This is a genomic window from Streptomyces sp. TRM68416 (assembly GCF_014596915.1).
Classification (GTDB): Bacteria; Actinomycetota; Actinomycetes; order Streptomycetales; family Streptomycetaceae; genus Streptomyces.
Map to the genome: position 1 here is coordinate 391614 of NZ_JACVWU010000003.1, position 12234 is coordinate 403847.

Annotated in this window: 11 protein-coding genes; 6 read left to right on the forward strand and 5 right to left on the reverse strand. The window is 73.1% G+C overall.

Annotation, left to right across the window (positions count from 1 at the left end):
- Window positions 1–236: 236 nt before the first annotated feature.
- Window positions 237–788, forward strand: a complete 552-nt coding sequence (locus tag ICC28_RS07165) for a glyoxalase superfamily protein (protein ID WP_188287567.1) — start codon at window positions 237–239, stop codon at window positions 786–788.
- Between the two features lie 15 nt (window positions 789–803).
- On the opposite strand, the gene ICC28_RS07170 is transcribed toward ICC28_RS07165, so the two are convergent.
- From ICC28_RS07170 to ICC28_RS07185, 4 genes are all read right to left on the reverse strand, one after another.
- Window positions 804–1604 (reverse strand): alpha/beta fold hydrolase, encoded by an 801-nt coding sequence (locus tag ICC28_RS07170; RefSeq protein ID WP_188287568.1) that lies wholly within the window; start codon window positions 1602–1604, stop codon window positions 804–806.
- A complete protein-coding gene (locus ICC28_RS07175; protein ID WP_188287569.1) occupies window positions 1597–2181 on the reverse strand; it encodes a TetR/AcrR family transcriptional regulator in 585 nt (194 codons plus the stop codon). Before ICC28_RS07175 ends, ICC28_RS07170 begins: the two co-directional genes overlap by 8 nt.
- A gap of 70 nt (window positions 2182–2251) precedes the next feature.
- Entirely contained in the window at window positions 2252–2917 is a 666-nt protein-coding gene (locus ICC28_RS07180; RefSeq protein WP_188287570.1) for a response regulator transcription factor, read from the reverse strand.
- The gene (locus ICC28_RS07185) at window positions 2914–3753 is read right to left on the reverse strand and encodes a sensor histidine kinase (protein ID WP_188287571.1); all 840 of its coding nucleotides are present in this window, start codon (window positions 3751–3753) and stop codon (window positions 2914–2916) included. Before ICC28_RS07185 ends, ICC28_RS07180 begins: the two co-directional genes overlap by 4 nt.
- 139 nt (window positions 3754–3892) lie before the next feature.
- On the opposite strand from ICC28_RS07185, the gene ICC28_RS07190 reads away from it, so the two are divergent.
- Both ICC28_RS07190 and ICC28_RS07195 read left to right on the forward strand, forming a co-directional pair.
- On the forward strand, window positions 3893–4600 hold the full coding sequence (locus tag ICC28_RS07190; protein ID WP_188287572.1) for an ABC transporter ATP-binding protein: 708 nt from the start codon (window positions 3893–3895) through the stop codon (window positions 4598–4600).
- Window positions 4597–6909, forward strand: a complete 2313-nt coding sequence (locus ICC28_RS07195; RefSeq protein WP_188287573.1) for an ABC transporter permease — start codon at window positions 4597–4599, stop codon at window positions 6907–6909. The genes ICC28_RS07190 and ICC28_RS07195 overlap by 4 nt, the downstream gene beginning before the upstream one ends.
- A gap of 519 nt (window positions 6910–7428) precedes the next feature.
- Here ICC28_RS07195 and ICC28_RS07200 read toward each other — a convergent pair.
- Window positions 7429–8748 (reverse strand): jacalin-like lectin, encoded by a 1320-nt coding sequence (locus tag ICC28_RS07200; protein WP_188287574.1) that lies wholly within the window; start codon window positions 8746–8748, stop codon window positions 7429–7431.
- Window positions 8749–8971: 223 nt separating this feature from the next.
- Between ICC28_RS07200 and ICC28_RS07205 the strand changes: the two genes are divergently transcribed.
- The 3 genes from ICC28_RS07205 (at window position 8972) to ICC28_RS07215 (ending at window position 12188) form a co-directional block, all read left to right on the forward strand.
- Entirely contained in the window at window positions 8972–10684 is a 1713-nt protein-coding gene (locus tag ICC28_RS07205; RefSeq protein ID WP_188287575.1) for a PHP domain-containing protein, read from the forward strand.
- On the forward strand, window positions 10681–11196 hold the full coding sequence (locus ICC28_RS07210) for a hypothetical protein (RefSeq protein ID WP_188287576.1): 516 nt from the start codon (window positions 10681–10683) through the stop codon (window positions 11194–11196). The genes ICC28_RS07205 and ICC28_RS07210 overlap by 4 nt, the downstream gene beginning before the upstream one ends.
- Before the next feature lie 101 nt (window positions 11197–11297).
- Window positions 11298–12188 (forward strand): potassium channel family protein, encoded by an 891-nt coding sequence (locus tag ICC28_RS07215; RefSeq protein ID WP_188287577.1) that lies wholly within the window; start codon window positions 11298–11300, stop codon window positions 12186–12188.
- Window positions 12189–12234 lie beyond the last annotated feature (46 nt).

Sequence of the window (12234 nt, forward strand, 5' to 3'; positions counted from 1 at the left end):
CTGGACGGGGGCGCGTCGGCCCTGACTCCAACAGGTGGACCACCCGGCCCGGTCGGGCCCCTGTCTCCGCGGCTCAGGCCGACCGGTAGTATCGGCCGCGGCCTGGTGCAGCCGGCCGCTCGCGCCTTTCGGGGTTGGGTGAATGCACCGTGGGTCGCCTCGCCTCGGCTCACTGGACGCGGCACCGGCCGACAACGCGAGCATCGGCAGGACGGGCCGCGTAGAAAGCCGACGCGATGACCTCCCCTCACACCGACCACGCCAAGAAACTCGCCAGACTCCTGCGCGCGGACCTTGCCGCAGCGGGGATCGAGATCCCGCACGGCCTCGCCCTCGAACTGGTCGCCCACCAGCTCGGCACCAAGGACTGGAATGTCCTCGCCGCCCTGGCGAGCCGGGCAGGCAGCCCTGCCGTCCCGGCCATCAGCCCCGGCGTGCCGGTCCTGCGCGTCATGTCCGTCGCACAGGCGCTGCCGTTCTACCTCGACTACCTGGGCTTCACCCTGGACTGGGAGCACCGGTTCGAGCCGGGCCTGCCCCTGTACGTGCAGGTGTCGCGCTCGGCGGCCGTGCTGCACCTCTCCGAGCACCACGGCGACGGCGTCCCCAGCAGCGTGGTCTGGGTCCCGGTGCGCGATGTGACCGCGCTGCACAAGGAGCTGCTCGCCCGGCCGAACGCGCCGGTGCGTCCCGGGATCGACCCGGACGCGCCCGGAGGGCCGACGATGCATGTCATCGACCCGTACGGCAATGTCCTGAGATTCGCACAGCCGTCATCCGCGCAGTAGCCGACGTGCGGCGGCTCATGTCCCGGCCTCGGTGACCGGCTCGGGCCGCAGCGTCCGCGCGAGGCGGTCGGCGAACTCGGCCGGACGCTCCAGCGGGCCGAGGTGTCCGCCCGGGAACTCGACGAAGTCGCCCCGGGTGCGGGCGGCGGTGGACTCGGCGGTGCGGTACAGCAGTTGGCCGCGGGAGTCCGTGCCCGCTGCGACGGTCAGGGGGGTGGGGCCGGTCGGACCGGGCACGTAGGAGGTGAACGGGATCAGGACGCGGGTGAGGAAGAGCGCCATGGGGTCGGCCAACTCCTCCTCCGGCGGCAGGGGTTCGCCCGCCGGGGGCTGCTCCGGCCGCTCCTCCGCCAGTCCGGCGGTCATGCGGGCGGCGGCAGCCGCGAGCCCGGCCGCCCGGTAGGTGTCGTACACCTCGGCGAACATGGCCCGGTGCCGGGCGCCGTCGGGCAGGACGCCGACGCACGGCGGCTCGTGCGCGACCACGTGCCGCAGCCGCTGAGGGTGCCGGGCGAGCAGGTCGAGTGCGGCGATCCCGCCCGCGCTGGTGCCGAGGACGTACGCCGACTCGCCCTCGGGCAGCGCCTCGTCGAGCACGCGCCGCGCCCCGTCGCTCCACGCCTGCACCCGCTGCTCGGGGACGGGCAGGCCGAGGCGGCCGTGGGCGAGGCCGAGGGGGTCGTGGACGATCACCGTGAAGCGGTCGGCGAGCGCCTCCGTCATGCGCTCCAGGCCCATGGGGTGCCCGGAGCCGCCCGGGATGACGAGGAGGGCGGGTCCGCTGCCGCGGACGTCGTAGTGGAGTGTGTCAGTCATGGTCCCTCTCCTGGCGTGGCCAGTGGGTGAGTGTGATGTGCAGGGCCTCGACCGCGCGGTCCCAGGAGTCCTGGACCGAGCGCGGGGCGCCGAAGCCGCCGGTGGACTCCAGGGCGCAGTAGCCGTGGAAGGTGGCGCGCAACAGCCGTACGGCGTCGGTGAGATCGGGCTCTTCGAGGCCGTAGGCGCGGAGCATGCCGTAGGTGATCTCGGCGGTGCGGCGCAGGGCCGGGGCGTCCGCCACCAGCGCCTGGTCGATACGGATCTGGGTGGCGGCGTACCGGCCGGGGTGCTGGAGCGCGTACTCCCGGTAGGCGCCCGCGAACGCGGCCAGCGCCTCCTTCCCGGACCGCCCCGCGACCGCCACCGCGATCCGGTCGATCAGCTCCGCCCCGGCGAGCAGGGCGAGCCGGGTGCGCAGGTCCTGGAGGTTGCGCACGTGCGAGTACAGGCTCGCGTCCTTGACGCCGAAGCGGCGGGCCAGCGCCGAGAGGCTGACCCGCTCGAACCCCGCCTCGTCGGCCAGTTCGGCGGCGGCCGCGGTGATGCGGTCCGGGGTGAGACCTGCGCGAGGCATGGGGGACCTCCGATGAGCCTTTGGGTACTAGCCGTTTACCTAGGATGCCTAGGAGGATTGCCTAGGGTATCTAGGAATTCACGGCCCCGCCCGGTTTTACCAGACCCGACTCGTAGGCCAGTACGACCGCCTGGGCGCGGTCGCGCAGCGCGAGCTTGGCGAAGATGCGGGCCACGTGGGACTTCACCGTCGCCTCGCTCAGGGTGAGGTGGCCGGCCAGCTCCGTGTTGGACAGGCCGCGGCCCATCAGAGTGAGGACCTCCAGCTCGCGGGGGGTGAGGGCGGACAGGTCCGTGGGGACCGAAGGGGGACCGGGCGCGGCGAAGCGTTCCACCAGGCGGCGGGTGATGGACGGGGCCAGCAGGGCGTCGCCGGTGTCCACCAGGCGTACCGCGGCGGCCAGATGCTCCGGGGTGACGTCCTTGAGGAGGAAGCCGCTCGCCCCGATCGACAGGGCCGTGTACACGTACTGGTCGAGGTCGAAGGTGGTGAGCATCAGCACCCGGCACTCCGGCAGCTGCCGGAGGATGCGACGGGTGGCGTCCAGGCCGTCCATGTTCGGCATGCGGATGTCCATCAGGACCACGTCCGGGCGGAGTTCGCGGGCGCGTGACACCGCCTCCACGCCGTCCGCGGCCTCGCCCACCACCTCGATGCCCCGTGCGGTGAGGATCAGCCGGAAGCCGGTACGGATCAGGGTCTGGTCGTCGGCCACCAGCACCCGGGGCCCGGTCATGCGCGGTCCAGGGGGATGCGCGCCCGGACCCGGTACCCGCCGCCGAGGCGCCGCCGGGCGTCCAGATCACCGCCGTAGACCGCGACCCGCTCCCGCAGGCCCAGCAGGCCGCGGCCGGTGCCCTCCCGCGACCGTGGGACCGGGGCGTCGCCGGTGAGCACGCTCGGGCCGGTGTTGAGGACCTCCACGCGCAGCGCACGGTCCGCGTACCGCACGGTGACCTCGGCCTTTCCGCCGTCTCCGTGCCGCAGCGCGTTGGTCAGCGCCTCCTGGACGATGCGGTACGCCGTCACGTCCACGCCGTCCGGCAACGGGCGCACCTCGCCGGAGATCCGCACCTCGACGGGAAGCCCGGCGAACGAGATCCGGTCGACGAGCGCGCCGAGCCGGTCCAGGCCGGGCTGCGGGGTCAGGTCGGCGGCAGGGGCCGCCGGGCTCGGGCCCGGGTCCGCGTCCGAGCCGTCCGGTGACGGTGCCAACACCCCCAGCAGATGCCGCAGTTCGGTCATGGCGCCGCGTCCGGCGTCCTCCACGGCCCGCAGAGCCGCCGTGGCCTCGTCCGGCATCGTGGCCAGCACCTCGCGGGCGGCCCCCGCCTGCACCACCATCAGGCTGACGTTGTGGCTCACGATGTCATGCAACTCCCTTGCGATACGGTCACGTTCGGCCGCGACCGCGACCTGGGCGGCGCTCTCCCGCTCCCGCTCCAGCAGCCAGCCCCGCTCGCCCACGGCCCGCTGCCAACGGGCCCGCGTCCGCACCAGCGCCACCGCCAGGCAGATCACGGCCGCGCCCGCCACGCCCAACGCCGCCACCAGCACCTTCGTCTCCCACACCGTCCTCACCCTGGCAGACGGTCACCCGATGCGCATCGGCCCGTGGGTGCAGAGCCTGCATCCCCGGGATGAGGTGCGGGACGAGGTGCCGTCCGGGGAGGGATGCCCCGGGCTCCCGTCCGCGCCTAGCGTCCTGTCCATGGTCACAGAAGTCAGCAGGACAGAGGCAGTCGTACGGCTGGACGGCGTGCGCAAGGAGTACGGTGAGACGACGGCCCTGGACGGGGTGTCGCTGGAGATCGCGGCGGGGGAGGCCGTGGCGGTGATGGGGCCGTCGGGGTGCGGGAAGTCCACCCTGCTCAACATGATCGCCGGTCTGGACCGGCCGACCGCCGGCTCGATCGTCGTGCACGGCGAGAACGTGGGAGAACTGAGCGAGAAGGGACTCGCCCTGTACCGGCGCCGTCGAATCGGCATGATCTTCCAGTTCTTCAACCTCATCGACGACCTCTCCGCGCTCGACAACGTCGCCCTGGCCGCCCAGTTGACCGGCACCCCGGCCCGGCAGGCCCGGCGCCGCGCCCTGGAGCTGTTCGACGAACTCGGCATCGCCGACCGGCGCAACGCCTACCCGGCCGTGCTCAGCGGCGGCGAACGGCAACGCGTCGCCGTGGCGCGGGCGTTGATGAACCGACCCGCCCTGCTGCTGGCCGACGAGCCGACCGGCGCCCTGGACAGCCGGGCGGGCGAGCAGGTGATGGACCTGCTCATCGACCTCAACCAGATCGGCCAGACGCTGATCCTGGTCACCCACGACGAGCACCTCGCCCGGCGCTGCGCGAGCCGGCTCGTCGAGTTCGCCGACGGCCGGGTGACCGGCGAGCACACCCTGGAGCCGACCGTATGAGGGCCGTGTGGCGGGCCTCCCGCGCGGCGGTACGGCGGCGCAGGCTCCAGACGGTCGTCATCGCGCTGGTGACGCTGACCTCGACGGCGGCGCTGGTGGTGGCGCTCGGCCTGGTCGACGCCGCCTCCGCCCCGTTCGACAAGGCCTTCGGCAAGGAGCGCGGCCCCCATGTCGTGGCCGCCTTCGACCCGGCCGTGGTCTCCGACGACCGGCTGGCCCGGGCGGCCGACCGGCCCGGCGTCGAGGCCGTCGCCGGGCCGTTCCCCCAGGCCTCGGTCGAACTCGACTCCCGAGCCATGGAGTTCGGCCTCGGCGCCGAGATCACGGTCGTCGGCCGCGCCGATCCCGGCGGACCGGTCGGCCGGGTGGACGTGTGGGCCGGCCGCTGGGCGACCCGGCCCGGGGAGATCGTCGTGAACCGGGACGCGAACTGGCTCCCCGACGACCTGGGCAAGAAGATCGAGATCCCGTCCGGCCCGACCCTCACCGTCGTCGGCTTCGCCGCCGGCCTCAGCCGCACCGCGGACGCCTGGGTCGCCCCGGAGCAGATCGACGCCCTGCACCCGCAGACCACCCAGATGCTGTTCCGCTTCGACGACGCGGCCACGCAGGACCGGCTGCGGGCGGAGCTGGCCGAGGTCACCGACGGCCTCCCGGCCGGCGCGCTCACCGCCTCCCGGTCCTACCTCACGCTCAAGGAACAGGTGAGCGGTTCGGCCCGCGCCTACACCCCGTACCTGATGGCCTTCGGCATCCTCGGCATCGCCGTGGCGGTGCTCATCATCGGCAACGTGGTCAGCGGCGCGGTGATCTCCGGGTTCCGGCACATCGGCGTCCTCAAGGCGCTGGGCTTCACCCCCGGGCAGGTCGTCGCCGTCTACCTCGCGATGATCTCCGTCCCGGCGGTTCTCGGCTGCGCGCTCGGCACCGCCCTCGGCAACCTGCTGGCGCGCCCCTTCTTCGAGTTCGTCTTCTCCGGGCCCGACGCCGGGGTGTTCCACGGCAGCGTCTCCGTCGCGCCCTGGGTGAACGCCGTGACCCTGCTCGGCATGCCCGCTGTCTGCGTCCTCGCCGCGCTCGCACCCGCCGTGCGCGCGCACCGGATGTCGGCGGCCCGGGCCATCAGCGCGGGCAGCGCGCCCCGCGCCGGACGCGCCCTGGGCATCCAGCGCAGGCTGGCCGGCAGCCGGCTGCCGCGCTCGCTGAGTCTCGGCGCGGGGCTGCCGTTCGCCCGGCCGGGGCGCAGTGCGCTGACCCTCGCCGCCGTGGTCCTCGGCGTGACCACGGTGACCTTCGCGACCGGCCTCGCCACCACGATGGACCGGTTCGGCAACGCGGGGCGCGACGCCTACCAGGTGACTGTGTACGTGGGGAACCACAAGGGCGGCAAGGAGGTTCGCCCCGAGCGCAGCGACCGTCAACTCCAGGAGCTGCTGGCGGAGTTGCCGGGCGCGGGCGGGGTCACCGCGCGCGCCGACGTCGACGCCCGTATGGCCGGTTCCGCGGACGAGGTGATGCTCGAAGCCCGCCGGGGCGACGGGGTCCGGCTGGACAGCGTACTCACCGAGGGGCGGTGGACGCGGGGCCCCGGCGAACTCGTCGCCGGGTCCGCCTTCCTGCGGCACAACGGCGTGCGGGTCGGCGACCACGTCCGCCTGGAGAAGGGCGACCGGGCCGAAGAGGCCCTCGTCGTCGGGGAGTACATGGCGAGCGACGCCCGCATGGCCGTCGTCGACTGGTCCACCTTCACGGCTCTGGCCCCCGACGAGAGGCCCATCGCCTACCACGTCAAGCTGCGCGAGGGCACGGACCCGGCCGCCTACGCACGCGCGGCCGCGGCGGCCGACCCGGGGCTCAACCCCGTTGCGCAGGGCCCCAATTCGGTCACCCGGACCATCATCGGCTCGGCCGCCGCGCTCACCCTGATGCTCGCCCTCGTCTCCGCGCTCGGCGTGTTCAACACCGCCGTCCTCAACACCCGTGACCGGCGCCGGGACCTGGGCATGCTGAAGTCCATCGGGATGACCCCGCGCCAGGTCACGTCGATGACGGTGACCTCGATGGCGGTCCTCGGCGCCCTCGGCTCGGTCCTCGGCGTCCCGTTGGGCATGGCGGGCTACGAACTCGTCGTCCCGCGGATGGCGGAGGCGGTGGACATCACCCTGCCGCCGTACATGACGGACGTGTGGCAGGCCCCGTCCCTGGCCGCACTCGCTCTCGCGGGGCTGGCGATCGCGGTACTGGGGGCCCTGGTCCCGGCTCGGCGTGCCGCCCGGCTGACGATCGCGGAGGTGCTGCGCAACGAGTGAGCCGACGCGAGGTGCTCTGCACCGCGTGCCAGGAGCCGCCACCAGCGCCACGTCCTCCGCCCGCACCCGGAGGGCACGACGGGCGGCGCCCTCACCGCGAGCCGGGCCGGGGTCCCGGGGTCGGGCTCGGTCGGTGTGTCGGGGTCTCAGGGCCGGGCTTGGCCGGTATGCCGGGGTCACGGTGTCGCGCTTGGCCGGTCTGAGGTTGGTTTCCCGTACCCGTACGGCGAGGTGGGGGCCGAGGGGCGAGCGTGGTGAGCCGCCCGACGGCCGTCGACCTTCCCGTGCGACGGGTGCCGTGGACCGGGATCTCGACGATCAGCCCGGCGTGTCCGCCGTCGCCGGGGACCGAGCCGCCGTCGCCGGGGACCGAGCCGCCGTCCCGGGCCGGGCGCACGCCCTGGCCCTGAGCGGTGAACTCGGCGGTCGCCGAATTCAGTTCGGCCTGGTCGTCGCGGACCTCGACGACCAGGCGGACCCTGTGGCGGAACGGCCCCCGTGGGTCCGGGGGGCGTCGTCTCAGCGGATCGGCGCGTACAGCACCCCGAGCTTGTCGATCTCGTCGCCCGAGCGGCCCGTGAAGCCGACGATCTGCCAGCCGGACGGTGCGGTGAAGGTCTTCGTGGCGGAGGCGGCCGTACCGGCGGACAGGGTGCGGCCCTTGTCCGTGGTGAAGGCCGCCGAGAAGATCCGGGTGCGGCCGTCCTTCTGACCCTGCGTCAGCCTGACCGAGGTGAGGTGCTCGCCGGCGGCGAGGGTCAGGGAGGTCGCGGTGCCGCCCGGGCCGCCGTGGCTCAGCGTCGTACCGCCGTCGTGCGTGAGCGACACGGCGTCCAGGCGGCTGGCGCCGCGCAGGGTGAGCGTGCGGGGCGAGACGGTGGCGGGCAGGTCGTCGGCGTCGTTGAACGCCGTGCCGTGCGGGCCGCCGAAGAAGTCGCTCGCCCGCAGGGACGGGTTGACGGTGTAGGAGAAGTCGACCTTGTGCGGGAAGTGGTCGGAGAGGTGCTTGCCGTCGGAGCGCAGGAACGAGGCCCACTCGTTGTGGTAGCGGGTGGCGTCCAGGGACACGAGGTCGCTGCCCCGGTACAGGACCTTGTCCACGACCTCGCAGTCGTCGGTCGGCGCGGCGGCGTCGCAGAGCAGTGGGTCGCTGCCCTGCGCGGGCGCGGTGCCGCCCTTGACCAGGTCCACCCACGGGTCCTTGAGGCCGTTCTCGGACAGCAGCGTGCGGATGTTGTCGCCCGCGCGCGTGTACCGCGTGTTCGTGTCGCCCATGACGATCACCGCGTTGCCGGAGGAGTTCGCGCGGATGAAGGCCGACAGCTGCTCGATGTTGGCGCGGCGGGCGGCGAGCGCGGCGTCGTCGGAGTCCGCGTTGGTGTGCACGTTGTACAGGTCGACGAAGACGCCCTCGGCCAGACGCACCCGCGCGAGCGAGAAGCCCTTGGGAGTCAGGCAGTTGGTGCCGGTGCACTTGTTCCACTTCACCCGCTGGAAGTCCTCGAAGGCGAAGTCGGACAAGGTGTTCATGCCGTCGCCGAACAGGGCCCCGCCGCTGGTGGCCGTGCGGTACGGGTGGGTGTCGTTGGCGTACAGGGCGGCGTGGTAGTTGAAGTCCTCCTGCACGTTGACGATGTCGTACGGGGCCAGGCGCTGACCGATGAGCGGGGTGTTGGTCTCCGGGTCGCTGTCGCCGAGGCCCAGCGGGAGGCCCGCGATGTTGTACGTCAGGACGTCGAAGGTGCCGGTGGGGGCGGCGGCCGCGGGGGTCGCGCCGGTGGCGGTGAGGCCGGTGAGGGCCAGGGCGGCGGCCGTGAGGGTGCCGAGGATGCGTCTCATGGTGGGGGAGTCTCCGGAGGACGGGAACGTGAGCAGTGCTCAGGTTCGGGGTCAACCAGTGTGACGGACAAGGGCACTTGGGAAAACAGTAAGAGCAGATGCGAGTGGCCGTGCCCGGGCCGCCCGCTGATCACCCCCAGGTCGTTCAACGTTCATGTTTCGCGTCGATCCTCCACACGCGGCGTGGTCGCGCCGCGGAAGGCAGCGGTACCAGGAGGCGTTCATGGGTCACGGGCATCACCACCATCACGGACACGCGCACGATCACGACCACGGCCCCTCGACGGCGGCGGAGCTCCCCGCCGCCTTCGACACCTCCGTCCCCGACGAGGCCCTCACCCCCGAGCAGCAGTCGCGCCGCACCCTGCTGCGCCGGGCCGGACTCCTCGGCGCCGGCCTGACCGCCGCGAGCGTCCTCACCCCGCAGAGCCCCGCCGCCGCGGCCACCGCCCCTGCCGCCTCCGCCGGACGCAGGAAGGGCGGGTTCCTGTGGCTGGCCGGCGACCACCACATCCACACCCAGTACAGCAACGACGGCAAGTACCGCGTCGTCGACCAGGTCCGCCAGGGCGCCAAGCACGGCATGGACTGGCTGGTCATCACCGACCACGGCAACGCCACCCACGCCAGGATCGGCGTGGAGAAGGTCAACCCCGACATCCGCGAGGCCCGGAGCGCCTACGAGGACACCCTCGTCTTCCAGGGCCTGGAGTGGAACATCCCGGCCGCCGAGCACGGCACCGTCTTCGTCCACCCCGGCAAGAACGAGGTCTCCGTCCTCAAGCAGTTCGAGACCGACTACGACGGCGGCGTCAAGCAGGCCACCGACTCCACGCCCGCCAACGAGACCCTCGCCATCGCGGGTCTGAACTTCCTCGCCGAGCAGGTGCGTCGCCGCAAGGTGAAGGACGCGCTGATGCTCGCCAACCACCCGGCGCGCAAGGGCATCGACTCGCCGCACGAGATCCGCGCGTGGCGCGACGCGACCGGCGGCGGCCGCCGGATCGCGGTCGGCTTCGAAGGCGCCCCCGGCCACCAGGCCGCCGGCATCCCTGCCGAACTCGGCATGGGCCGGGCCCGCGGCCTGTACGACGGCAGCCCCGGCGCCAACTCCTTCCCCGGCTACCCCCTGGAGAGCTACCGCACCTGGGGCGGCTTCGACTGGATGACCGCCACCGTAGGCGGCCTGTGGGACAGCCTCCTCGCCGAGGGCAAGCCCTGGTGGATCACCGCCAACTCCGACTCCCACCAGGTCTACGCCGACACCGCCGTACGCGGCCCGAACACCGACTACAACGCCAACGGCCACCACGCGGACCCGGTCTACGGCGGCAAGCTCGACCTCACCGAGGGCGACTACTGGCCCGGCCAGTACAGCCGTACCCACGTCGGCGCGGACCGCTTCTCCTACGCCGCCGTCATGGACGGCATCCGCGCCGGCCGCATCTGGGTCGACCACGGGCAGCTCATCAGCGGCCTCGACGTCCGCGTGTCCGGCGGCGGCCGGTGGACCACGCTCGGCGGCGCGCTGCACGTGAAGAAGGGCACGAACGTCACACTGACCGTCGACATCGCCCTCGCGGGCGGCGCCAACTGGGCGGGATTCGTGCCGAAGTTGGCGCGGGTGGACGTGATCCGGGGCGAGGTGACGGGCCCGGTGGCCGACAAGGACACGTTCACCGCGCCGACGGCCAGGGTCGTGAAGTCGTACGAGGTGAACAAGGCGACCGGCACGGTCCGCCTGACCTACTCCCTCGGCCGCGTCGACCGCCCCTCCTATCTGCGGCTGCGCGGCACCGACGGCAACCGTTCCGCCGTCGGTGCGCTGGGCGCGGCCGTGGACCCGGCGGGCCCGGCCATCGACGTCGTAGGAGACGCCGATCCGTGGCTCGACCTCTGGTTCTACTCCAACCCGGTGTGGGTCCTGCCGTCGTGACCTCCTCGTACGCCCTCACCCTGGATCCGGGACTGAGGGACCTGCGCGCCGCCGATCACCTGCTCCAGGCACTGGCGGCCGAACTCGACCTCCCCGAGGGCGCGTTCGGCTGCACGCACCTGGTGCGCGGGGACCGGCCGCGGGTGGCCCTCTCCCTCGCCCTGCCGTCCGAGCCGCTCCTGCGCACCGCCGGGGAGCGGCTCACGGCGCGGGGGTACGCGGTGACGCCCGGCGCTCCCGACACGGTGGGCCGTGCGGTGATCTACCCGGGCGTCGCCGCGCTCACCGGCAGACTGGCCGTCGCGGAGGTCCCGGCGCGTTCGGCGATCGACCGCGTGACGGTCCTCGGCGCGCCCGGCCGCCCGGCTCCGGACACCCCGCTGCTGACCCGGGACCACGTACGGCCGCAGTGGCAGGAGGGCGAACTCGTCCTGACCGCCATGCCGGCCGTCGGCGGTGCCCTCGTCCCCTTCGAGGTCCCCGACCCGACACCCTGCTGCGCGGACCACTGAGCGACCCGCCCGGCACCCTCCGGACACCGGGCCGATGTACTCGGGCCGGTGTCCGGTGGGCCGCATGCTGGAGCGGGTACCGGTGAGGCTGAGGAGGGTGCATGAACGGTTGGATCTCGGTGGTCGGCGCGGTGGTGGTGATGGTCATCCTGCGGGACGTGTTCCACACGCTGTGGCATCCGACCCGCCGCGGAGGACTGAGCAGGATCGTCATCGTGGCGCTGTGGCGGCTGTCCGCCCGCACCGGCCCGCGCCGACGGGCCGCCGGAATCGTCGGACCGCTCGGCATGGCGTGCGTGATGGCGATGTGGGCCTGCGGAGTGGCCCTGGGCTGGGCGGTGATCTACTGGCCGCACATGCCGGAGGGCTTCGTCTTCTCCAGCGCACTGGAACCGGCCGAGCACTCCCGGCCGGTGGACGCCCTCTACGTCTCCCTCGTCATGGTGGGCACCCTCGGCCTCGGCGACATCGCCCCCGCGGAGTCCTGGCTGCGGGTCGTGGCCCCCCTGGAGGCACTGGTCGGCTTCGCGCTGCTGACCGCCACCGTCTCCTGGGTCCTCGGCGTCTTCCCGTCCCTCGCCCGCCGCCGCACCCTCGCCCTGCGCATCTGCCACCTGCGGCGCGCCGCACTGACCGACGAAGAGCTCAACTCCGACGCGGGCGCGGCGGTGCTGGACGCGCTGGCCGGCGACGTGGCCCGCGTCAGCGTCGACTTCGCCCAGTACCCGGAGTCCTACTACTTCCACGACGGCACCAGCGGCAGCGCCCTCGCCCCGAACATCGGTTACGTCGCCGAACTCACCGACCGCACCCGAAACTCCCGGCACCCCCGCACCCGCATCGCCTCCGCCGTGCTCGCCGCCGCCCTCGACGACCTCGCCACCGTCCTCGACGAACGCTTCCTCCGCACCCGGGGCGAACGGCCCCGGATCCTGGCCGCCTACGCCCGCGACCACGGTGTCGAGGCGCCGCACACCGATGAGCGGGAGTGACCGAAGGCACCCCCTGCGGGGCCGCCGTCCTCTCATGCCCATGCGA

Bases quoted from the DNA above. Each gene is read 5' to 3' on its own strand.
- ICC28_RS07165 (WP_188287567.1), top strand. From the start codon at position 237: ATGACCTCCCCTCACACCGACCACGCCAAGAAACTCGCCAGACTCCTG.
- ICC28_RS07170 (WP_188287568.1), bottom strand. From the start codon at position 1,604: ATGACTGACACACTCCACTACGACGTCCGCGGCAGCGGACCCGCCCTC.
- ICC28_RS07175 (WP_188287569.1), bottom strand. From the start codon at position 2,181: ATGCCTCGCGCAGGTCTCACCCCGGACCGCATCACCGCGGCCGCCGCC.
- ICC28_RS07180 (WP_188287570.1), bottom strand. From the start codon at position 2,917: ATGACCGGGCCCCGGGTGCTGGTGGCCGACGACCAGACCCTGATCCGT.
- ICC28_RS07190 (WP_188287572.1), top strand. From the start codon at position 3,893: ATGGTCACAGAAGTCAGCAGGACAGAGGCAGTCGTACGGCTGGACGGC.
- ICC28_RS07195 (WP_188287573.1), top strand. From the start codon at position 4,597: ATGAGGGCCGTGTGGCGGGCCTCCCGCGCGGCGGTACGGCGGCGCAGG.
- ICC28_RS07200 (WP_188287574.1), bottom strand. From the start codon at position 8,748: ATGAGACGCATCCTCGGCACCCTCACGGCCGCCGCCCTGGCCCTCACC.
- ICC28_RS07205 (WP_188287575.1), top strand. From the start codon at position 8,972: ATGGGTCACGGGCATCACCACCATCACGGACACGCGCACGATCACGAC.
- ICC28_RS07215 (WP_188287577.1), top strand. From the start codon at position 11,298: ATGAACGGTTGGATCTCGGTGGTCGGCGCGGTGGTGGTGATGGTCATC.